Origin of the sequence: Microbacterium ureisolvens (genome assembly GCF_015278315.1) — a bacterium.
Classification (GTDB): domain Bacteria; phylum Actinomycetota; class Actinomycetes; order Actinomycetales; family Microbacteriaceae; genus Microbacterium; species Microbacterium ureisolvens.
Genome location: NZ_JADIJE010000010.1, coordinates 164,352 through 185,848, shown reverse-complemented (window position 1 = coordinate 185,848; position 21,497 = coordinate 164,352). Strand labels below are relative to the sequence as shown.

Below are 21,497 nucleotides of genomic sequence, written 5' to 3'. Positions count from 1 at the left end.
ACCAGCCATGGCGCCCGCCGGTTCCGCGGCGCCCCGGCCGGCGCCTCGCGGCGGCGCACCCGCCTCCACACCGCCGTCGTGGCGCGCGAGACCGTGTCGGCCAGATCGTCATCGACCCCCGCGATGAGCGTCCGCCACATCGACGACGTGGGCGTCGGCTCACCGGAAAGCCTCGAGCCCTCACGGACGGCGGCCTCGGTGCGCATCGCGCTCTCCGACGCGCTGCGCGGGCTCAGGATGACGGTGCTGAGCGGTTCCGGCGCGGCGACGGCGAAGAGCGCCTCCTCAGCCGCCGCGAGTTCGTGCACGGAGAGTCGGTCCGCCGTCAGTGCCCGCAGCGCGGTGCTCCACGTACGCTGTGCGCGCACGTCGACCTCCACCCGTTCCAGGATGGCCGCCGCCTCGTCCCGTGCGCGCCGGGACGAGGCATCCGTCGCCAGCACCGGTCTTCCGCAATCGTCGAGCCACCACTCCCCCCGTGTCTCGGGTGCGCCCGCCAGCTGGCCGCAGCCGCGCAGCACGCTCACTGCGAGCGTCACCGCCTCGCCCAGGGCGAGGGGCGTCCGTCCGGCGCGTCGGCGGACGAAGTCCTCCACCCGTTCGGTGCACACCGGGAGCACGATGTGGTGCCCGCCGGAATGGCGGGCGATATCGAGTGGTGCCAGCAGGTGACCGTCGGGCGCGGCATCCCACCCCGCCCAATCGGGACCGACGGTCGCCGTGTCCACGAGCACGCGGGTCGCGCCGCCCGACGTACGCACCAGGATGCCTGGCCACGGGCCGTCGTCGCGTGCACGGACGCCGCGGATCTCGCGGTACGGCCGGCCCAGCGCGGTGTCGTCCGTCGTCATGACGCCAGTGTGCGCGGCGGCGCGTCGCCTCCGGGGCCACGCCGGGACGCTCTGTGGATCCCGCGGCTCCCCCGGGGTCTGTGGAGGATCCGAGGAGCACCCGGCGGAAAGGTAGTCTGGAGGGCATGGCCGCGCGCAGTTCCGCCCCCGAGAAGGGCCCGGGATTCTTCTCCCAGATCCGCACTCTGTATACCTTCACGCAGAAGGAGTTCCGCTGGCTGCCGTTCCTGCTGGTCGGCATCCTCCTCCTCGGCATCGCTGCCGGTGTCGGCGTGGGCTTCGCCATCCCGCCGGTCGCCGTGTGGAGCATCATCCTCTGGGGCGTGACCGGTCTGATGCTCGGTGTGCTCGCCTCGATGATGACGATGACGCGACTGTCGACCCGCGCCATGTACAAGAAGATCGACGGGATGCCGGGTGCCACCGGCCACGTGCTGTCGACGTCGCTCGGCCGCAAGTGGCAGGCGAGCGAGATGCCCGTCGGCATCAACCCGAAGACCCAGGAGGCCGTCTACCGCGCCATCGGCCGCGGCGGCATCGTGATCGTGGGCGAGGGCGCCCGCGGACGTCTGACCCGCCTGGTGAACGACGAGCGCTCGAAGGCGCAGCGCGTCGCATCGGGCGTGCCGGTCACCGTGATCTATGTGGGCCACGGCGAGGGCGAGGTGCCGATCGCCAAGCTCGCACCGACCATCAAGGCCCTGCCGAAGAAGATCGACCGCGCCACCATGGCGGCCGTCATCAAGCGCATCGAGTCGGTCTCGCAGTCCCTGACGTCGCTCCCCATTCCGAAGGGCATCGACCCCACGAAGGTGCGCGCGCCGCGCCCTCGCTGACCGCAGCGCCTCGCAGTCCGGGCCGTCCCTCGTGGGCGGCCCGAACGCGTGTCAGGAGCGGATGAGGACCGTGCCCGCGGCCTTGTCGTGGAGTCCGCGCTGGTCGGCGTCCCAGATGACGGCCGGGATCACGACGATGAGCAGCGCCGTGCGCACGATCGGGCGCCAGAGGCCGACCCATGCGCCGTCGAGGCGAACGAGTCGCAGGCCGAACAGGCGGTGGCCCGGGCTCCCCTGGAGCGTGGGCAGGAACACCAGCTGGATCGCGGCGAAGATGGCGAGGATCGCGAGCGGGTCCCAGCCGAAGAAGCCCGAGATGAGGTACGCGGCCCCGTAGTCGATGAACAGCGCCCCCACGCGCCGGCCCAGCCGACCGATCGATCCTGCGCCCTCCCGGGGGCGTCCGAGGCGCTCTCCGGGGTAGTCCTGCGTGCTCTGCGTCACCCCTCCAGCGTATCCAGGTCGCCGTAACATCCCCGAAACACAAGAGATACCGCCGGGCAATCCCCTGCGGGTAGCTTGCCAAAGAGCCCGACCCGCACGGGCGGATCCGAATGCCCTACCTCTGGAGTCTTCATGTTCAAAGATTCATCCGAGGTGCTGAAGTTCATCAAGGACGAGGACGTCAAGTTCCTCGACATCCGTTTCACGGACCTTCCTGGCGTGCAGCAGCACTTCAACATCCCGGCCTCCACCGTCGACGAAGAGTTCTTCACGGTCGGCCAGCTGTTCGACGGCTCCTCGATCCGGGGTTTCGCGAACATCCACGAATCGGACATGCAGCTGATCCCCGACGTGTCGACGGCGTACCTCGACCCGTTCCGTGAGGCGAAGACCCTCGTCATGGTCTTCGACATCTACAACCCGCGCAACGGCGAGATCTACGCGAAGGACCCGCGTCAGGTGGCCAAGAAGGCCGAGAAGTATCTCGCCTCGACCGGCATCGCCGACACCGCGTTCTTCGCGCCGGAGGCCGAGTTCTACATCTTCGACGACGTCCGCTACGAGGTGAAGCAGAACTCGAGCTTCTACTCCGTGGACTCCGAGGAGGGCGCCTGGAACACCGGCCGCGCCGAAGAGGGCGGCAACCTCGCCAACAAGACTCCGTACAAGGGCGGCTACTTCCCCGTGTCGCCGGTCGACAAGACCGCCGACCTGCGCGACGACATCAGCCTCCGCCTCATCGAGTCGGGTCTGCACCTCGAGCGTGCGCACCACGAGGTGGGCACCGGTGGCCAGCAGGAGATCAACTACCGCTTCGACACGATGGTGCACGCGGCCGACGACATCCTGAAGTTCAAGTACATCGTCAAGAACGTGGCGAACGAGTGGGGCAAGGTCGCGACCTTCATGCCCAAGCCCCTCTTCGGCGACAACGGCTCGGGCATGCACACGCACCAGTCGCTGTGGCTCGAGGGCAAGCCGCTCTTCTACGACGAGAAGGGCTACGCGCAGCTGTCCGACACCGCTCGCTGGTACATCGGCGGCATCCTGGCTCACGCGCCGGCGCTGCTCGCGTTCACCAACCCGACGCTGAACTCCTACAAGCGTCTCGTCAAGGGCTACGAGGCCCCGGTCAACCTGGTGTACTCGGCCGGCAACCGCTCGGCGGCCATCCGCATCCCGATTACGGGCTCCAACCCGAAGGCCAAGCGCATCGAGTTCCGCGCGCCCGACGCCTCGGGCAACCCGTACCTCGCCTTCGCCGCCCAGCTCATGGCCGGCCTCGACGGCATCCAGAACCGCATCGAGCCGCACGAGCCGGTCGACAAGGACCTGTACGAGCTTCCCCCCGAGGAGGCGAAGAACATCCCGCAGGTTCCGAACTCGCTGCTCGACTCGCTCGAGGCGCTGCGCGCCGACCACGAGTTCCTGCTCAAGGGCGGCGTCTTCACGCCCGAGCTCATCGAGACGTGGATCGAGTACAAGATCGAGAACGAGATCCAGCCGCTGAACGCGCGTCCTCACCCGTTCGAGTACGAGCTGTACTTCGGCGTCTGAGTTCCAGCACGCGGAGAGCCCCGGGAGACCGGGGCTCTTTGCGTTGACGGATGCCGCGACTCTGGGTGCGCCCCCAGTGATGGCGCCTATGCTGTACGGGCGCGCCAGCGCCTCACCGATCGAAAGCGAGCCGGGATGCCCGCCCGAACCCCCGCGAGGAGCCGAGCGGGTCGCGCGCGCCGGTCTCGGGGTGCCGCCTCACGACGGCGCAAGCCGCAGCCCCGCCGCGCACGTCGGCAGCCCCGCCGCGGACTGATCATCGCCGCCGTCGCGGTGCCGGTCGCACTCGTGGCAGCCCTCCTGCTGGGCGGCGCGCTTCTGGCCGGCGCCCTCCGTGGAGCGTTCGCGAACGACCTCCCCTTCGCAGACACGGCTCCGCGGTCGCAGCCGCCTCCGATGATCGAGCCCCGCATCTCGGGCTATGGCGTCGAGCAGCTCGCCCACGCCTGCACGATCCTCGCCGCCGGGCGCGACCTCGGGTTCGACGAGCGCGACCAGACGATCGCGGTCATGACGGCGATGGGCGAGTCGTCGCTGCGCAACATCGACTACGGCGACTGGGAGACCAGCGGGGTGACCAACCCGGACGGCTCGCGAACGACGTCGATCGGCCTCTTCCAGCAGCAGGACTCCTGGGGCCCGCGCGAGGCGCGACTGGACCCCTACACGGCCGCGAGTGTGTTCTATCGGGCGATGGCCGAGCGGGTGCCCGACCGTGCCGCGGTGGAGCCGACGCTCGTCGCCCACCGCACCCAGGTCAACGCCGACCCTTACCACTACGCCCGGTACTGGGATCGCGCGGTGCGCGTGGTGGCAGCGGTCTCCGGAGTGCCCCTGGAGGGCGACCGCACCGACGGCATCCCCCTCTGCCCCGCCGCCTGATCGCCGTGCCTGCGGGCGTGCATCGAGATGCGGATAGACGGATGCCGCCGGCATCCGTCTATCCGTAGAAGAGCTTCTCGAACACCCGGCGGGCGCGGCGGGTCGCTCCGAGGTAGTCCTCTTCGACCTGCGTCGCCGATCGCGGGGGGTACTCCAGGAGCCGCCCGATGCCGTCGAGCTTCTTGCGGTCGACCGGGAGGACATCGCTCGTCTGGCCCGACAGCAGCGTGTTCGCCGACCGCAGCCGGCTCGCGAGCCGCCACGCCTCGGCCAGCCTGTCGGCGGAGCTCGCCGGCAGGAGCCCCGCGTCCACGGCTGCGCGCAGCGCGTCGAGCGTCGACGTGGTGCGCATGGCCGCCACCGCGTGCGCGTGCTGCAGCTGGAGCAGCTGCACGAGCCATTCGACATCGCTGAGCGATCCGGGACCGAGCTTGAGATGGCGAGACGGGTCGACGCCCTGCGGCAGGCGCTCGCTCTCGACGCGCGCCTTGATCCGCTTGATCTCGCGCGTGGCTGCCACGTCGACGCTCGCGGGATACCGCACCTGGTCGGCGAGCTGCATGAAGTCGCCGATCAGCTTGACGCTGCCGGCCACGCCGCGCGCGCGCAGCAGCGCCTGCGCCTCCCATGAGAGCGCCCATCGGCGGTAGTACTCGGCGTAGGCGTCCAGCGAGCGCGCGAGGGGGCCGTTGCGACCTTCCGGGCGCAGGTCGGCATCCAGCTCGAGCGGCACGCGGTGGTCCTCGGAGTGCGTGCGCAGCGCGCCCACCAGCTTCAGCGCGAGCTCGTGCGCCCGCTGCGGGTCGACGCCGTTCGCCCGGTAGACGTACATGACGTCGGCGTCCGAGCCGAACCCGAGCTCGGCGCCGCCGAACCGCCCCATCGCGATGACCGAGAAGTCCAGCGCCGCGTCCTCCGACGGCACGATCTCACGCCGCACCGCGCGCAGCGTCGCCTGGATCGTCACCTCGGTGATCGTGGTCAGCGCCTCGGCCACCTCTTCGATCGTCACGGTGCCGAGGATGGCGGCCATCGCGATCCGCAGCTGCTCCCGGCGCCGGAGGGCCCGCACCGATCGCATCGCGTCGGTGATCGTCCGGTGGCGGGTCTGGATCGCCCGCGCCTCCTGCTGCAGCGCGGCGCCCGAGCGCGGTCGCAGCAGCTCCGGATCGTCGAGCCAGGCCGCCGACTCCGGGATCCACTCGATGAGCTCGCCGACGTAGCGCGACCCCGAGAGCACGCGCGAGAGGCTCTCCGCGGCGCCCGAGGAGTCCCGCAGCATCCGCAGGAACCAGTGTGTGTCGCCGAGTCTCTCGCTCAAGCGGCGGAACGCCAGCAGCCCGTAGTCCGGGTCGACGCCGTCGGCGAACCACCGGATCATGACGGGCATCAGGTGACGCTGGATCGTCGCCTTGCGGCTGAGACCGGTCGTCAGGGCGGCGATGTGCCGCAGCGCGCCGGCGGGATCGGCGAACCCGATGGCCGCGAGGCGATCATGCGCCTGCTCCGTCGACAGCAGCCGCTCATCGGCGGGAAGCGCGGCGACGGCGGACAGCAGCGGGCGGTAGAAGAGCCGCACGTGGATGTCGCGGACCTCGCGCTTGACCGACTCCCACAGGTCCCACACGCCCTGGCCCGTGTCGGCCAGCCCCGTCGCCCGGGCGAGTACCCGCAGGTCTTCGGGGCGGGAGGGCATCAGGTGGGTGCGACGCAGCTGACGCAGCTGGACGCGGTGCTCGAGCAGGCGCAGCACGCGATAGTCGCGCGAGAAGGCGGATGCCTCGGCCCGGCCGATGTAGCCCTCGGCGACCAGCGCCTCGAGCGCGGCGAGCGTGCCGCGCTGGCGGATGCGGTCGTCGGAGAGGCCGTGGACGAGCTGGAGGAGCTGGACCGTGAACTCGATGTCGCGGATGCCGCCGGGCCCGAGCTTGAGCTGGTAGGGCACGTCGGCGGCCGGGATGTGCTCGGTGACGCGCTCGCGCATGCGCTGCACGCTGTCGACGAAGTTCTCGCGGGCGGCGCTGGTCCACACCTTCGGCTGGACCGCATCGATGTACGCCTGCGCGAGGCCCTCGTCGCCGGCGATCGGCCGCGCCTTGAGGAGGGCCTGGAACTCCCAGCTCTTCGCCCAGCGGTCGTAGTAGGCCAGGTGCGAGTCGAGGGTGCGCACGAGGGCGCCCTGCTTGCCCTCCGGGCGCAGGTTGGCGTCGACCTCCCACAGCGGAGGCTCGATCTCGACGCCCGAGATGCCGCGCATGGTCTGGACCGCGAGGCGCGTCGCGATGTCGACGATCCGGCTCTCGCCGAGCTCCTCGATCGCGGAGTCCTCTCCCCCGCCGACGAAGATGACATCGACGTCGCTGACGTAGTTGAGCTCGCGAGCGCCGGTCTTGCCCATGCCGATGATCGCGAGCTCGGTGCGCGCGACCTGGTCGCGGGGGAAGAGGCCGGCGCCGACCGCGCCGCCGGACACGCGGGTGCGGGCGACCGCGAGCGATGCCTCCAGCGCAGCGCCCGCGGCATCCGCCAGCGCGGCCGACACGGATGCGATCTCGTCCACGGGAGCGGGGCTCAGAAGGTCGTACGCGGCGATGCGCGCGAGCATGCGCCGGTAGCGCACCCGCAGTGCCACCCAGGCGCTCTCACCGCCCTCTGCGGCGAACCCGTCGGCGGCGTCGACGGACTCGAGGAGCTCTGCGCGCAGCTCGGCCGCGGTCGGCAGGCGTGCCCCCGCGTCGGCGAGCTCGTCGACTTCGGACGGATGCCGGAAGAAGAACTCACCGAAGCCCGTCGAGGCGCCCAGCAGCGCCCAGAGCGCGCGCCAGGCCGAGGGCCGCGACAGGGCACGGCGCAGCGGAGCCGCGTCACGGCGACCCAGCCGCGTCAGCGCGAGCAGCGCCTCATCGGGATCCGCGGCGACCAGCGCCGCGTCGAGCAGGGTCTCCCGCGGCGCCTCGACGAGCGTCGACAGCTCGTCCAGAAGCGTCTCGGCATCGGAGAGGCGGCTGAAGCCCAGGCGTGCGAGGGGGGTGAGAGAACCCGGCCGTTCGCTCGCAGACATGCCTCAGCCGGTCTCAGAGCATCTCGAGGTTGCTCTTGAGCTCGAACGGCGTGACCTGCGAGCGGTACTCCTGCCACTCGCGACGCTTGTTGAGAAGCACGTAGTTGAAGACCTGCTCGCCCAGCGTCTCGGCGACGAGCTCGGACTCCTCCATGTACTCCAGCGCGTGGTCGAGGCTCGCGGGCAGCGGTGCGTAGCCGAGCGCCCGGCGCTCGGCATCCGTCAGCGACCAGACGTTGTCCTCGGCCTCGGGAGGCAGCTCGTACTCGTTCTCGATGCCCTTGAGACCCGCGGCGAGCATGAGCGCGTAGGAGAGGTAGGGGTTGGCGGCGGAGTCCAGCGCGCGGTACTCGACGCGCGACGACTGGCCCTTGTTCGGCTTGTAGAGCGGGACGCGCACGAGCGCCGAGCGGTTGTTGTGGCCCCAGCAGATGAAGCTCGGCGCCTCGTCGCCGCCCCACAGCCGCTTGTAGGAGTTCACGAACTGGTTGGTGACCGCCGAGATCTCGTTGGCGTGACGCAGGAGGCCGGCGATGAACTGCCGGCCGACCTTGGAGAGCTGGTACTGCGCACCCTCTTCGTAGAACGCGTTCACGTCGCCCTCGAACAGCGACATGTGCGTGTGCATGCCGCTGCCGGGCTTGCCGGTCATCGGCTTCGGCATGAACGTCGCGTAGACGCCCTGCTCGATCGCGACCTCCTTGATCACCGTGCGGAACGTCATGATGTTGTCCGCCGTGGTGAGGGCGTCCGCGTAGCGCAGGTCGATCTCGTTCTGTCCGGGTCCGCCCTCGTGGTGGCTGAACTCCACCGAGATGCCGAGGTCTTCGAGCATGCGGACGGAGCGCCGGCGGAAGTCGTGAGCTGTGCCGCCGGGGACGTTGTCGAAGTACCCCGCCGAGTCGACGGGCTCGGGCCCCTCGGTGCCGAACGACGACGACTTCAGCAGGTAGAACTCGATCTCGGGGTGCGTGTAGAACGTGAAGCCGGCGTCGGCGGCCTTCGCCAGCGTCCGCTTCAGCACGTGCCTCGGGTCGGCGACGGCGGGCTGGCCGTCCGGTGTCGTGATGTCGCAGAACATGCGCGCGGTCGGGTCGATCTCGCCGCGCCACGGGAGGATCTGGAACGTGGTGGGGTCGGGGTGCGCCAGGAGGTCCGACTCGTACGAGCGGGTGAGGCCCTCGATGGCGGACCCGTCGAAGCCGAGCCCCTCGCTGAACGCGCCTTCGACCTCGGCGGGTGCGATGGCCACGGACTTCAGCGTGCCGATCACGTCTGTGAACCACAGCCGTACGAACTTCACGCCTCGTTCTTCGATGGTCCTCAGAACGAAGTCACGCTGCTTGTCCATCGCGTCCTCTCCGGTGCCGCCTACGCCCGAGGTGTCTGTACGACCGGGGTCGAAGCCAGACTACTGGTCGTCGCGAGGCGCTCCGGACACCGTGTCGGACCCCCAGTCGTCCTCGCGGGCCTCCTCAGCGGCCCACGCGCGCGACCGCTCGCGGATGACCTCGGGGGCCTTCGCGGCCTCCTCGGGAGTGTCGAACGGGCCGGCTCGATCGGGCGCCGGTGACTCGAAGCCCTTCTCGACCTCGCCGGTCTTGAGGTTGTACCAGTACTTGTCGCTGCCGCTGCTCATCGCCCGCTCCTCGGATCGCGTCGCTGGTCGCCGTCAGCACGATCCTACTGACGCGGCGCTCCGCATCGGCCTTCGTCGTCGTCGGTAGGCTGTTCGGCATGGCATCTGACGCGGCACGCGCCGTCGGCGTGGACATCGGCGGCACCGGCATCAAGGCCGGCATCGTGGACCTCGACCGGGGCGAACTGGTCAGCGACCGGATCAAGGTCGCGACGCCCGAAGGGGCGCATCCCCCGGACGTGCTGGCCGCGGTGACGGAGGTGCTCTCGAGGCTCGGCGTCGCCGACGACTCCTCGGTCGCGCTGGGCGTCGCCTTCCCCGCCATCGTCAAGCACGGCCGGACGCTCTCGGCGGCGAACGTCTCGCACGACTGGATCGACTTCGAGGCCGAGAAGTTCTTCGAGGAAGGCCTCGGCCGCGACATCCACTTCGCCAACGACGCGGATGTCGCCGGTGTCGCCGAGGTGCGGTACGGCGCCGCGAAGGACCAGGACGGGCTGACGATCCTCACCACCCTGGGCACGGGGATCGGCTCCGCACTGCTGTACGACGGCGTGCTCGTGCCGAACTCGGAACTCGGACACGTGCAGCGCGCGAAGCACGGCAAGGACGCCGAGGCGTACGCCGCGTACTCGGCGATGGAGCGGCACAGCCTGACGTGGGAGCAGTGGGCCGAGCGGCTGCAGTGGTACTACAGCCACATCGAGTTCCTCTTCAGCCCCGACCTCTTCGTCGTCGGTGGCGGCGTGTCGAAGCACTCCGACAAGTTCCTGCACCTGCTCGACCTGAAGACCCCGATCGTGCCGGCGGTCCACCGCAACAACGCGGGGATCATCGGCGCGGCGGCGCTCGCGCGCGGCTGAGGCTGACGACCGCTGCCTGCCGGTCGGCGCGCGGCCGGCAAGGCCGGCACGGCCGGCGTCACGGCGGGCCGTGAGAGTCGAGAGTGCGAATGGGCCGGCCTGTACGCCGGGTTCTGTCCGGGGGCGTGAGCCCCGTGGACGGTCATCTCTCTCGGCGACACGTTGCCGTGCCGCTCCAGCGGCCTACCCGGGGACTCGGCGGGCCGCGTCATCATCCCCTGTCTGGCCTTGCTCCGGGCGAGGTTTGCCGTGCGGGTCGTGTCACCACGACCCCGGTGGTCTCTTACACCACCCTTTCACCCTTACCCCGGCCGAGGCCGAGGCGGTCTGCTCTCTGTGGCACTGTCTCGCGGATCGCTCCGGGTGGGTGTTACCCACCGCCCTGCCCTGCGGAGCCCGGACGTTCCTCGGCGCGCGGCAGCGAACCGCCCGCGACGCGACCGTCCAGCCGACCCATTCGCGTACACGATCTTAGGCCGTCAACCGGCACGGACGACGATCAGCTGGTGTCGCGAACTCCGCGGATGGAGTAACCTCGGCTTGATGACCTCACTGGGGAGTCGAGGTCGTGCACGCCTGTTGGGGAGGCAATTGTGAAGCGATCGATTTTTACCGCATTAGCGATCGGCGCGCTTGTCGCGCTCGGAGGTTCGTCCGCCGCGCATGCCGAGGCCGATGATTACACGCCGACTAATCCCGCGACCCCGTCACTGGCCGGGTCCACCGCAGTCGGCGAGTGCGAAAACGACTCGCCGTGGATCGAGTTCGACATCACTCTGATCGATCCGGATGGTCAGTCGACAAGCGATGTTGCGACGCTTGTGCTCACCGACGGGACGAATTCGACGACGCTGACGCTCGGCACGCTCGTGGACGGCAGCCTGTCGGGTCGTGTGCTGTGGCCCGGCGCGTCGGTCGACGCGTCCGGCGAGGCCACAGGCTGGCCCGGCTGGGCGTTCGAGAATGGCGAGTGGGTCGAGGTTCCAGGCAACTTCCGTTGGACGCGCGGCGACATCACGGCGACGATCGAAGTCAACCCGTCGCTCGTGGTGCCGTTGTCGTATCCGCCTGCGACGCCGCAGTGCTCGGCTAACCCGCCAGGGAGTGCGCCCGCCTCGCTGCCGGCCACGGGCATGGCGGCGGCGATCGCTCCGATCGCTGTCGTCGGCGTCGCCGCACTCGCGGCTGGTGCCGGATTCCTGATCATCCGACGGCGTTCTGCACGGCACTGACTTGACCTCGAAGACGAGCGGCTCACCGCGGAGGGTGCGCCGCTGGATCCTCGTCGGCTCGGCAGCGATCGGGTTGCTCGTCGTCGTCTGCACCGGCTGGCTCGGCTGGCGCGTGTGGACGGTCGCCTCTGAACTCGATGCACTTGTGCCACTGGCCGGTCAAGCTCGCACAGCGCTGGAGAATGGCGACGGCGCGGCGTTCGCCCCCGTCGCCGAGGCGTTGGCTGAGGGCGCCGCCCGGGCATCCAGCGCGACGGCTGACCCGGTGTGGCGTGCGGCGGAAGCACTTCCCGGGGTGGGCGAGAACCTCGTCGCCGCACGCGTTGTGGCCGATGAGCTTGAGCGTGTCGCTGCGGCGGCGCCGGGACTCGTCGGTTTCGCGGAGAGCATGGGGCACCGCGAGCCGGGCACGCTCCTGGACACCGCCGCGCTTGCGGCTGATGCCCCGATGATCGAAGAGTCGGCCCGGTCGCTCGCCGCCGCCCACAGAGCGGTGCACGGGCTGGCCACGGACTCGCTGCTGTCCCCGGTCGAGAAGGGCGTTGGTCGGATGCGCGACGTCCTCGACACCTTGCTGCCTCTCTCCGAGACGGCCGCGGGCGCCGCACGCGTGTTGCCGTCTGCCCTCGGCGGCAACGGCGAACGGACGATTCTGCTGATGGTGCAGAACCCCGCGGAACTTCGTACCGGGGGCGGTATCTCGGGTACTTTCGTGGAGCTGCGGGCGGAGGCCGGGCGTCTGTCGCTCACAGGGCAGTCCGATTCGTCGGCCTTCGCTCGACGTGACACCCCGCTGGTCGATGTACCGACGGCGACGACCGCGCTGTTCGGCGACGGCGTCGCGCGGTACGTCCAGAACGCGTCCATGACCCCGGATTTCGCACTCAGCGGCGAACTCGCCTCGTCGTGGTGGACAGGGCTGACCGGCCGGCGGCCCGACATGGTCATCGCCGTGGATCCTTACGTGCTCCAGGCTCTCCTGACGGTGACAGGGCCGGTCGTTCTCGAGTCCGGCGAATCCCTCGACGCCGCCAACGTGCTGGATGCTCTGCTCGTGCAGCCGTATGTCTCGATGTCTTCCGATGAGCAGACCGAGCTCTTCTCCTCCGCCGTCGAGGCGGTCTTCAGCCGTGTGGCGGAGGGATCCATCGACGCCGTCGCCCTGGTGCGGGCAGTCGAGCAGACGGCGGTCGACGGAAGGATATCCGTGTGGAGCCGGCATACCGACGAGCAGGAGGTGCTGGAGGCATCACCGATCGGCGGTCCGATGGCTCGGCAGGACACAGCCGGGCGGGGGGCGTTCGCCGTGTACTTCAATGACGCGACCGGGGGCAAGCTGGCCGGCTTCCTGGATGTCGCCATCGATGCGCAACGGGTGGAGTGCCGAAGCGACGGGCTGACCGATATCGCGGTGACCGTGACGATGGGAAGTCACGCGCCCCTCGATGTGGGCTCACTCCCGGTCAGCGTCACCGGCGGCGGTCTGTTCGGCGTCGGCGTGGGCGACATCGGAACCAACGTCACCGTCGCTGCACCGGTCGGGTCGTTCGTCGGCGCCGTGCAGGTCAAGGGGGAACCGTACCCTGCGACGACGGCGATCGACGCAGGGCGTGCCGCCAGCACTGCGAGAGTCAACCTGTCGCCCGGTGAAGTCAACGAGCTGAAATTCCACTTCCTTGTCGACGGTGACGACGCGGAGTCGATCACTGTGCTCCATACGCCGCTCATGAATCCGGCTGTGATCACCGTGGGCGGGGCGTGCAGCGCCGAGCCCACCCCGTGAGCGGCGCGAGGCTCTTTGGACCTCCGCTCCGCGTCAGTCCTTCAGCGCGGTCTCGGCAACACGCACGTCGAGTCGGAAGTCGAGGGGGAAGTCGCCGAACAGCAGCCGCCCCGCGGTGGCAGCGGCATCCGTCACCGCCTGCGCCGCGGCATCCGCGTGCTCCTGAGGGGTGTGCACGATGACCTCGTCGTGGAGGAAGAACGCCAGATGCGGCTGCCGCTGGAAGGCCGGGCCCGACCGAGGCGCACCGTGGTCGGCGGCGACGGGAGGGAGCGCGCTCAGCCGCGTGCGGAGATCGGCGAGCCATGCGAGCGCCCACTCGGCGGCCGTTCCCTGCACGACGAAATTGCGCGTGAACCGGCCGCGGTCCCGCGCCCAGCGCTTGGCGCGGGTCTCATCGGCTCCGGATGCGTCGGCCTCGGTGGCGCGCGACTGCGCCGCCGACCAGGCCTCCGACGGCGGCGGCGACGTGCGGCCGAGCCAGGTCGAGACGACGCCGCCGTCCTCGCCCGTGCGCGCGGCGTCATCGACCAGTCCCATCGCCCGCGGATAGGCGCGGCGCAGGCGCGGGACCAGTCGCCCGGACTCCCCCGTGGTTGCCCCGTACATCGCACCCAGGAGCGCGATCTTCGCCTCCTGGCGGGTCGCCACGGCACCGCTGTCGACGATGCCGGCGTACAGATCCCGGCCGCGTGCAGCGGCAGCCAGCGCGGTGTCGCCCGACATCGCCGCGAGCACGCGGGGCTCGAGCTGCGCCACGTCGGCGACCACCAGGCGCCAGCCGGGGTCGGCGCGCACGGCCTCGCGCAGCTGTCGCGGCAGCTGCAGAGCGCCGCCGCCGGAGGACGCCCACCGGCCGGTGACGACGCCGCCGGGGACGTACACGGGGCGGAACCGGCCGTCCGCGACCCACTCCGAGAGCCACGTCCAGCCGTTGGCGGAGAGCAGGCGCGCCAGCTTCTTGTACTCCAGCAGCGGTTCGATGACGGGATGCCGCTGTTCGGCGAGCTCCCAGCGGCTGGTCGACTCCACCAGCACGCCGACCCGGTGCAGCGATCGCAGCAGCTTCGGCTGCGAGTCGAGACTCGCCGCCGGATCGCCGAGGGCGCCGCGCACCCGGGCCGCCGATGCCGCGAGCTTCGCCGGCTGGCCTCCGCCGGCAGGGCGATCGCCCAGCGTCTCGACCAGGATGCGGTCGTGCACGTCGGCGTCCCACGGCAGGCCGGCCGCACGCAGCTCGCTCGCCACGAGCGCCCCCGCCGACTCCGCAGCCGTCAGCAGCCGCAGCCGGCCCGGCTGGGCGGAGGCGAGGATGGCGGCGCGCTGCCGGGCGAACTCGGCGAGAGCCGCGACGGCGTCCGACGGCGGGCCGACCGGCCGCTGCGGCTCGTCCAGCTCGAACAGCGCGGGGGCGTCCTGCACGGCATCGACGTGCGGCGCGGCATCCCATTCGCGCGACCGCTTCACCGATGCGGCATCGGCGACCAGCGCGGAATCGCGGAGGATCGCGTGGCACAGCCGCAGGTCGTGGCACCGGGCGATGCGCACTGCCTCGGCGAGAAGCGCCGGGTACCACTGCGGAGTGTCGTGCCACACCCACCGAGGCGCCCAGCGGGCCTCGGCGTCGGCGAGCCAGGTCGTCAGCGCGGAACCGGGGATCTCGTCGCGCCCCTGTTCGCCCCCGTCGGCGTCCAGGCGGACGGCGGTGACGGAGCCGTCCGTGCGGCCGAGGACGATCCAGGCGGGGGCTTCACCGGCGTGCATCGCGGCACCGCCCGGCTCGCTTCATCGGGCGCGGCGGGTCACAGCCCGGATTCGCCGTCGCGCACCAGGATGCAGCCGCACTCGGGGCACGTGACGACAGCATCCTCGGCGGCCTGCCGCAGCACCTGCAGGTCGGTGCCGGCCAGCACCATGTGGCACCCCTCGCACGTGCGGGCGCGCAGCAGCGCGGCGCCGGCGCTGCGAGCGGAAAGTCGGTCGTACAGCGCCAGGAGGTCGGCGGGGATCTCGCCGGCGACCGCCGCGCGGTCGCGCGTGGCTGCGTCGAAGGCGGCCGTCGCCTCGGCCACCGCGCGCTTGCCCTCGGCGCTGAGCTCCGCTCCCTCGGCATTCGTCGCTGCGATGACGGCCTCCTGCTCGGCGACCGCGGCGTCGGCGATCTCGAGCCGCTCCATCACCGCGAGCTCCGCGTCCTCGAGGTCGCTCTTGCGCCGCGCGAGCGCGGCGAGCTCGCTCTCGAAGCCCTGCGCCTCCTTCGAGTTGGTGGAGGCCGCGAGGCGCTCGGAGTCGCGCGCCGCACGGGCGTCGACGACGGCGACATCCGACTCGATGCGCGACAGCTCGGTGCGCAGATCGTCGCGCGCGCCGAGCCGCGTGCTGAGCTCCTGCGACTGCTCCTGCCGGCGTCCGAGAAGCTCCTGCACGCGGCCCGCCTGCGGGGGGTTCTTGCGGGCGTTGTCGGCCTGGCGGATGCGGGCGTCGAGCTGGGCAACCTCGACGAGGCGGCGCTGGTCTGCGGGGCTGGCGTTCACGTGTCCAACCTATCGCGGGGCATCGACGCGGCGAGCGTCGAGGGCTAGCATTCGACGACCGGCCCTTCCGATGACGATAGGCGCGAACGATGAGCATCATGCGTACGAAGTCCGTCGAGCAGTCGATCGCAGACACCGACGAACCGGAATTCCGACTCAAGAAATCGCTGACCGCCCTCGACCTCACCGTCTTCGGCATCGGCGTCGTCATCGGCGCGGGGATCTTCACCCTCACCGGACGCGCCGCGCACGAGGTGGCCGGGCCTGCGATCGTGCTGAGCTTCGTCGTCGCCGCGATCGCCTGCACCCTTGCGGCACTGTGCTACGCCGAGTTCGCCTCCACCGTCCCGGTGTCGGGCTCGGCGTACACGTTCTCGTACTCGTCCCTCGGCGAGCTGTTCGCGTGGATCATCGGGTGGGATCTCATCCTGGAGATGTTTCTGGGGGCGAGCGTCGTCGCGCAGGGGTGGAGCGCATACCTCGGCACGCTCTTCGAACAGCTCGGGATGCCGATCCCCGCCGAGATCGGATACGGCGGCACCGTCGACCTGATGGCGATCCTGCTCGTGCTCGTCCTCGGCGGGCTCATGACCTTCGGGATCAAGGAGTCGCTGCGGGTGAACCTGGTCCTGGTCGCGGTGAAGCTCTTCATCGTGCTGTTCGTCATCGTCGCGGGCCTGCTGTTCGTCAACCCGGCGAACTGGTCGCCGTTCGTGCCGGAGCCTGCTCCCCGAGAGGCGGCGACCGGGCTCAGCCAGCCGCTGCTGCAGTTCTTCTCCGGCATCGAGCCGACCGCGTTCGGCGTCGGCGGCATCTTCGCCGGTGCCGCTCTGGTGTTCTTCGCGTACATCGGGTTCGATGTCGTCGCCACGACCGCCGAGGAGACGCGCAATCCGCAGCGCGACATGCCGATCGGCATCATCGCGTCGCTGGCGATCTGCACGCTGCTGTACTGCGCGGTCGCCTTCGTCGTGACCGGCATGGTCCCCTACCAGGACCTCGACCCCGCCGCGGCGCTCGCGAACGCGTTCGCCTTCCACGGCGCGACCTGGATGGCCACCCTGATCTCCGCCGGTGCGGTGGCGGGCCTCACGACGGTGGTGCTGACACTTCTCATCGGAGCCACGCGCATCATCTTCGCGATGTCGCGCGACGCGCTGCTGCCCGCGGGCCTGGCGAAGGTGCACCCGCGGTTCCGCACGCCGTGGGTCATCTCGATCGTCGTCACGGTCATCGTCGCGGTGGTCGCCGGCTTCACGCCGATCGGCCTCCTGGAGGAGATGGTCAACATCGGCACGCTGTCGGCGTTCGTGCTGGTCTCCATCGGCGTGATCGTGCTGCGGCGCAAGCGCCCGGATCTGAAGCGCTCCTTCAAGGTGCCGCTCAATCCGTGGCTCCCGGCGCTCTCGGCGGCCGTGTGCGTCTATCTGATGCTGAACCTCACCGTGGAGACGTGGCTGCGCTTCCTGGTGTGGCTGGCGGTGGGCTTCGTCATCTACTTCGCATACTCGCGTCGCCACTCCAAGATCGGCCAGCCCGGCTATCAGGAGTTCGCCCTGCCGCACGTCGTCTCGCACCAGCGGGACGACAGCGACGACGACCCGCGCTCCGACGAGCGCTGAGGTTCACGGTGGGCCCTGCCGGGATCGAACCGACGACATCCACGGTGTAAACGTGGCGCTCTACCAGCTGAGCTAAAGGCCCTCGCGGCCAGTCTACGAGGTGCGTCCGCAGCCTCCCGAACTCGCTAGGCTGGCAGGTGGTGCGTTTGTGCAGGGCAGACAAAGCCCGCGCCGCTCCGGTAGCGATTCCCTGGCACGATCTGCCAGACGACGAAAGGTCTTCTGTGACTGTCAACGATCAGGATCCGTACTCGCAGGAACCCCTCGACAGCGATCCCGATGAGACCTCCGAGTGGCAGGAGTCCCTGCAGCAGCTCGTGCAGGCGAAGGGCCACGGGCGTGGCCGCGAGATCATGCTGAGCCTGCTGCAGACCTCGCATGAGCTGCAGCTGAATGTTCCGCAGGTGCCCACCACGGATTACATCAACACGATCGCCCCCGACAACGAGCCCGAGTTCCCCGGCGACGAGGAGCTCGAGCGCCGGTACCGCCGGTGGATCCGCTGGAACGCCGCGATCACCGTGCACCGCGCGCAGCGGCCCGGCATCGGCGTCGGCGGACACATCTCGACGTACGCCTCGTCGGCCTCGCTCTACGAGGTCGGGTTCAACCACTTCTTCCGCGGGCTCGACGACCCGACCGGCGGCGACCAGATCTTCATCCAGGGCCACGCCTCGCCCGGCATCTACGCCCGCTCCTTCCTCGAGGGCCGCCTGAGCTCGGAGCAGCTCGACGGGTTCCGCCAGGAGAAGTCGAAGGCTCCCAACGCCCTCCCCTCCTACCCGCACCCGCGCCTGATGCCGGAGTACTGGCAGTTCCCGACGGTCTCGATGGGTCTCGGCCCGATCAACGCCATCTACCAGGCGATGTCGAACAAGTACCTCACCAACCGCGGGATCAAGGATCTCTCGAACTCGCGTGTGTGGGCCTTCCTCGGCGACGGCGAGATGGACGAGGTCGAGAGCCGCGGCCAGCTCCAGGTGGCAGCCAACGAAGGGCTCGACAACCTCACCTTCGTCGTCAACTGCAACCTGCAGCGCCTCGACGGCCCCGTGCGCGGCAACGGCAAGATCATCCAGGAGCTCGAGAGCTTCTTCCGCGGCGCCGGCTGGAACGTCATCAAGGTCGTCTGGGGCAGCGGCTGGGACGAGCTGCTGTCGCAGGACACCCACGGCGCGCTCGTGCACCTCATGAACACGACGCCCGACGGCGACTTCCAGACCTATCGTGCCGAGGACGGCGCCTTCATCCGCGAGCACTTCTTCGGGCGCGACGAGCGCACCGCGGCCCTCGTGAAGGACTGGTCCGACGACGACATCTGGGGCAAGCTGCGCCGCGGCGGCCTGGACTACCGCAAGGTGTACGCCGCGTACAAGGCCGCGACCGAGCACAAGGGCCAACCCACCGTGATCCTCGCCAAGACGATCAAGGGCTACGGGCTCGGACATCACTTCGAGGGCCGCAACGCGACCCACCAGATGAAGAAGATGACCCTCCAGGACCTCAAGTACTTCCGCGACTCGATGCGGATCCCCGTGTCGGACGCGCAGCTCGAGGAGAACCCCTACCTCCCGCCGTACTACAACCCCGGCGGCAACGACGAGACGATCCAGTACATGCTGGAGCGCCGCCGGAACCTGGGCGGCTTCCTGCCCGAGCGTCGCACGCACCACGTCGGCCTGCAGCTGCCGGGCGACGAGGCGTACGCGCTTCCGAAGAAGGGCTCGGGCACGCAGGAGATCGCCACCACGATGGCCTTCGTCCGGCTCCTCAAGGACCTCCTCCGCGCGAAGGACTTCGGTCACCGCATCGTGCCGATCATCCCCGATGAGGCGCGCACCTTCGGCATGGACGCGTACTTCCCGACCGCGAAGATCTACAACCCGCACGGCCAGAACTACACGTCGGTCGACCGCGAGCTGCTCCTGGCCTACAAGGAGAGCCCGCAGGGCCAGATCGTGCACGTCGGCATCAACGAGGCAGGCGCCGTCGCGGCGTTCACCGCCGCGGGCACGTCGTACTCGACGCACGGCGAGCCGCTCATCCCGGTGTACGTCTTCTACTCGATGTTCGGCTTCCAGCGCACCGGTGACGCCCAGTGGGCGGCGGGCGATCAGATGGCGCGCGGCTTCATCATCGGCGCCACGGCCGGACGCACGACGCTGACCGGCGAGGGGCTGCAGCACGCCGACGGCCACTCGCAGCTGCTCGCCGCGACCAACCCCGCGACCGTGTCGTACGACCCGGCCTACGGGTACGAGATCGCGCACATCGTGCGCTCGGGCATCGAGCGCATGTACGGCGGCAACCACCCCGACCCGAACGTCATGTACTACCTCACCGTCTACAACGAGCCGCTCGTGCAGCCGGCTGAGCCGGCCGATGTGGACGTTGACGGCATCGTGCGCGGCATCCACCGCGTCTCGACCTCCGAGGGCGAGGGGCCGCGTGCTCAGATCCTCGCGTCGGGCGTGGGCGTGCCGTGGGCGCTCGAGGCGCAGCAGCTGCTGCGCGACGACTGGGGCGTGCAGGCCGACGTGTGGTCGGTCACCTCGTGGAGCGAGCTGCGTCGTGACGGCCTCGCCGCCGACGAGCACAACTTCCTCCACCCGGAGGAGGAGCCGCGCACGGCGTACCTCACCACCAAGCTGCAGGGTGCGGCGGGTCCGGTCGTCGCCGTGAGCGACTTCATGCACGCGGTGCAGGACCAGATCCGTCCGTGGGTGCCGAACCGCTTCGCGACCCTCGGCGCCGACGGCTTCGGGTTCTCCGATACCCGCGCCGCTGCCCGCCGGTTCTTCAAGATCGACGGCCCGTCGGTCGTGGTCCGCACGCTACAGGCTCTGGCCGAGGAGGGCGCGGTCGACCGCGGCCTCTCCGCTCAGGCGATCCAGAAGTACCGTCTGCACGACGTGACCGCCGGCACGAGCGGAAACGCGGGCGGCGAGAGCTGACCCGCCCATGGGCAAGTCCGCCGAGGTGATGGACAAGCCCGAGACGCTCGCCTGGCTGCGACGCATCTCGGGCGATCTCGCCACCGTCACGATCAAGCGCCTCGAAGAGACGCTGCCCTGGTATGCCGAGATGCCACCGGCCCGACGCTCCGCCGTCGGGCTGGTGGCCCAGGCCGGCATCACGTCGTTCATCCAGTGGTACGACGACCCCGGCTCCACGCCGTGGATCGCGTCCGACATCTTCGCCGCCGCTCCCCGCGAGCTGCTGCGGAGCGTGAGCCTGCAGCAGACGCTCCAGCTCATCCGCGTCACCGTGGAGGTGACCGAGGAGCGGGTCGCCGGCAAGGGCGAGCACCTGCGCGAGGCGATCCTCCTGTACTCGCGCGAAGTGGCTTTCGCCGCGGCCGACGTCTACGCTCGCGCGGCCGAGGCGCGCGGACTGTGGGACGCACGCCTCGAGGCCCTGGTGGTGGACTCGATCCTGACCGGCGAGGCCGACGAAGAGCTGCCGAGCCGCATCGCGGCGCTCGGATGGCACGGTCACGGCGAGGTCGCGGTGCTCGTGGGCACGACTCCCCCGCAGTTCGACGTCGACCAGCTGCGCCGGACGGCACGCAAGCTCGGCGTCGACGTGCTGATCGGCGTGCAGGGTTCGCGCCTCGTCCTGGTGGTGGGGCGCTCGGAGCCGTCCGCGGTCGCCGACGACACGGTGACCGACCTCCCCTTCGCCGAGATCGCGCGGCGCCTCGAGCCGGGCTTCGGTGGCGGCTACCTCGTGCTCGGTCCCACCGTGCCCGCGCTGGTGGACGCGAGCCAGAGTGCACGCGCAGCCCTCGCCGGGTTCGCCGTCGCGCGCGCGTGGCGGCACGCACCTCGTCCGGTCGAGGCCGACGACCTCCTCCCCGAGCGTGCACTGGCCGGTGACCCGCTGGCGAAGCTGACGCTCGTCGAGCGCATCTACCGCCCCCTGCAGTCGCACAGCGCCGATCTCGTATCCACGCTGTGGGCCTACCTCGACAACGGCCGCTCGCTCGAGGCGACCGCGCGCGAGCTGTTCGTGCACCCGAACACCGTCCGGTACCGCCTCAAGCGCGTCTCTGAGGTCATCGGGTGGGATGCCACCGGCCCGCGTGAGGCGCTGATCCTGCAGACGGCGCTGATCCTCGGATCGGTCGGGACGGATGCCTCGCGCCGTCGCCCGCCGGCGGCGCGACGCCCGTCCGCCTGAGGTCGCAGGAG

At 70.2% G+C, this 21,497-nt stretch carries 16 protein-coding genes, 1 tRNA gene and 1 other RNA gene; 9 read left to right on the top strand and 9 right to left on the bottom strand.

Annotated elements, in window-relative coordinates; genetic code table 11:
• Nucleotides 1-851: hypothetical protein (locus IM767_RS15775; RefSeq protein ID WP_194398902.1), on the bottom strand; the 851-nt coding region annotated here is incomplete at its 3' end.
• 125 nt (nucleotides 852-976) lie between these two features.
• On the opposite strand from IM767_RS15775, the gene IM767_RS15770 reads away from it, so the two are divergent.
• Nucleotides 977-1,687, top strand: coding sequence for a DUF4191 domain-containing protein (locus IM767_RS15770; RefSeq protein WP_109211268.1), 711 nt, complete (start codon nucleotides 977-979; stop codon nucleotides 1,685-1,687).
• Nucleotides 1,688-1,738: 51 nt separating this feature from the next.
• Here the strand turns inward: IM767_RS15770 and IM767_RS15765 are convergent, their stop codons facing one another.
• Nucleotides 1,739-2,131: an RDD family protein gene (locus IM767_RS15765; protein WP_239453412.1), complete on the bottom strand. Its 393-nt coding sequence runs from the start codon at nucleotides 2,129-2,131 to the stop codon at nucleotides 1,739-1,741.
• Nucleotides 2,132-2,263: 132 nt separating this feature from the next.
• On the opposite strand from IM767_RS15765, the gene glnA (IM767_RS15760) reads away from it, so the two are divergent.
• A complete protein-coding gene (gene glnA, locus IM767_RS15760) occupies nucleotides 2,264-3,688 on the top strand; it encodes a type I glutamate--ammonia ligase (RefSeq protein WP_109211266.1) in 1,425 nt (474 codons plus the stop codon).
• A gap of 273 nt (nucleotides 3,689-3,961) precedes the next feature.
• A complete protein-coding gene (locus tag IM767_RS15755; RefSeq protein ID WP_239453410.1) occupies nucleotides 3,962-4,570 on the top strand; it encodes a peptidase M23 in 609 nt (202 codons plus the stop codon).
• Nucleotides 4,571-4,628: 58 nt separating this feature from the next.
• On the opposite strand, the gene IM767_RS15750 is transcribed toward IM767_RS15755, so the two are convergent.
• Genes IM767_RS15750 through IM767_RS15740 form a run of 3 tightly spaced genes read right to left on the bottom strand, consistent with a single transcriptional unit; the run spans nucleotide 4,629 to nucleotide 9,270 of the window.
• On the bottom strand, nucleotides 4,629-7,631 hold the full coding sequence (locus tag IM767_RS15750; protein ID WP_109211264.1) for a bifunctional [glutamine synthetase] adenylyltransferase/[glutamine synthetase]-adenylyl-L-tyrosine phosphorylase: 3,003 nt from the start codon (nucleotides 7,629-7,631) through the stop codon (nucleotides 4,629-4,631).
• Between the two features lie 13 nt (nucleotides 7,632-7,644).
• Nucleotides 7,645-8,982, bottom strand: coding sequence for a type I glutamate--ammonia ligase (gene glnA / locus IM767_RS15745; protein ID WP_109211263.1), 1,338 nt, complete (start codon nucleotides 8,980-8,982; stop codon nucleotides 7,645-7,647).
• A 60-nt stretch (nucleotides 8,983-9,042) separates the two neighbouring features.
• Nucleotides 9,043-9,270 (bottom strand): hypothetical protein, encoded by a 228-nt coding sequence (locus IM767_RS15740; protein ID WP_109211262.1) that lies wholly within the window; start codon nucleotides 9,268-9,270, stop codon nucleotides 9,043-9,045.
• 98 nt (nucleotides 9,271-9,368) lie between these two features.
• On the opposite strand from IM767_RS15740, the gene ppgK reads away from it, so the two are divergent.
• Nucleotides 9,369-10,133 (top strand): polyphosphate--glucose phosphotransferase, encoded by a 765-nt coding sequence (gene ppgK, locus IM767_RS15735; protein WP_109211261.1) that lies wholly within the window; start codon nucleotides 9,369-9,371, stop codon nucleotides 10,131-10,133.
• 86 nt (nucleotides 10,134-10,219) lie between these two features.
• Here the strand turns inward: ppgK and rnpB are convergent.
• An RNA gene (rnpB, locus tag IM767_RS15730) (RNase P RNA component class A) lies at nucleotides 10,220-10,589 on the bottom strand.
• Nucleotides 10,590-10,726: 137 nt separating this feature from the next.
• Between rnpB and IM767_RS15725 the strand changes: the two genes are divergently transcribed.
• Nucleotides 10,727-11,365 carry an LPXTG cell wall anchor domain-containing protein gene (locus IM767_RS15725; RefSeq protein WP_239453408.1) on the top strand — a complete coding sequence of 213 codons (639 nt, stop codon included), beginning with the start codon at nucleotides 10,727-10,729 and terminating at the stop codon, nucleotides 11,363-11,365.
• Between the two features lies 1 nt (nucleotide 11,366).
• Entirely contained in the window at nucleotides 11,367-13,148 is a 1,782-nt protein-coding gene (locus IM767_RS15720) for a DUF4012 domain-containing protein (protein ID WP_162564333.1), read from the top strand.
• Between the two features lie 33 nt (nucleotides 13,149-13,181).
• On the opposite strand, the gene IM767_RS15715 is transcribed toward IM767_RS15720, so the two are convergent.
• On the bottom strand, nucleotides 13,182-14,912 hold the full coding sequence (locus IM767_RS15715; RefSeq protein WP_109211259.1) for a bifunctional 3'-5' exonuclease/DNA polymerase: 1,731 nt from the start codon (nucleotides 14,910-14,912) through the stop codon (nucleotides 13,182-13,184).
• Between the two features lie 38 nt (nucleotides 14,913-14,950).
• Nucleotides 14,951-15,682, bottom strand: a complete 732-nt coding sequence (locus tag IM767_RS15710; RefSeq protein WP_109211258.1) for a zinc ribbon domain-containing protein — start codon at nucleotides 15,680-15,682, stop codon at nucleotides 14,951-14,953.
• An 89-nt stretch (nucleotides 15,683-15,771) separates the two neighbouring features.
• Between IM767_RS15710 and IM767_RS15705 the strand changes: the two genes are divergently transcribed.
• Nucleotides 15,772-17,304 carry an amino acid permease gene (locus tag IM767_RS15705; protein ID WP_109211257.1) on the top strand — a complete coding sequence of 511 codons (1,533 nt, stop codon included), beginning with the start codon at nucleotides 15,772-15,774 and terminating at the stop codon, nucleotides 17,302-17,304.
• A 9-nt stretch (nucleotides 17,305-17,313) separates the two neighbouring features.
• Here the strand turns inward: IM767_RS15705 and IM767_RS15700 are convergent.
• Nucleotides 17,314-17,386, bottom strand: a tRNA-Val gene (locus IM767_RS15700).
• A 142-nt stretch (nucleotides 17,387-17,528) separates the two neighbouring features.
• Here IM767_RS15700 and aceE point away from each other — a divergent pair.
• Nucleotides 17,529-20,258: a pyruvate dehydrogenase (acetyl-transferring), homodimeric type gene (gene aceE, locus IM767_RS15695; protein ID WP_109211256.1), complete on the top strand. Its 2,730-nt coding sequence runs from the start codon at nucleotides 17,529-17,531 to the stop codon at nucleotides 20,256-20,258.
• A 7-nt stretch (nucleotides 20,259-20,265) separates the two neighbouring features.
• Complete coding sequence (locus IM767_RS15690; protein WP_109211255.1) at nucleotides 20,266-21,486, top strand: PucR family transcriptional regulator; 1,221 nt, start codon at nucleotides 20,266-20,268, stop codon at nucleotides 21,484-21,486.
• The last annotated feature ends 11 nt before the right edge of the window (nucleotides 21,487-21,497 follow it).

Bases quoted from the DNA above. Each gene is read 5' to 3' on its own strand.
- IM767_RS15690 (WP_109211255.1), top strand. From the start codon at position 20,266: ATGGGCAAGTCCGCCGAGGTGATGGACAAGCCCGAGACGCTCGCCTGG.
- IM767_RS15740 (WP_109211262.1), bottom strand. From the start codon at position 9,270: ATGAGCAGCGGCAGCGACAAGTACTGGTACAACCTCAAGACCGGCGAG.
- ppgK (WP_109211261.1), top strand. From the start codon at position 9,369: ATGGCATCTGACGCGGCACGCGCCGTCGGCGTGGACATCGGCGGCACC.
- IM767_RS15770 (WP_109211268.1), top strand. From the start codon at position 977: ATGGCCGCGCGCAGTTCCGCCCCCGAGAAGGGCCCGGGATTCTTCTCC.
- IM767_RS15750 (WP_109211264.1), bottom strand. From the start codon at position 7,631: ATGTCTGCGAGCGAACGGCCGGGTTCTCTCACCCCCCTCGCACGCCTG.
- glnA (WP_109211266.1), top strand. From the start codon at position 2,264: ATGTTCAAAGATTCATCCGAGGTGCTGAAGTTCATCAAGGACGAGGAC.
- glnA (WP_109211263.1), bottom strand. From the start codon at position 8,982: ATGGACAAGCAGCGTGACTTCGTTCTGAGGACCATCGAAGAACGAGGC.
- IM767_RS15705 (WP_109211257.1), top strand. From the start codon at position 15,772: ATGAGCATCATGCGTACGAAGTCCGTCGAGCAGTCGATCGCAGACACC.
- IM767_RS15715 (WP_109211259.1), bottom strand. From the start codon at position 14,912: ATGCACGCCGGTGAAGCCCCCGCCTGGATCGTCCTCGGCCGCACGGAC.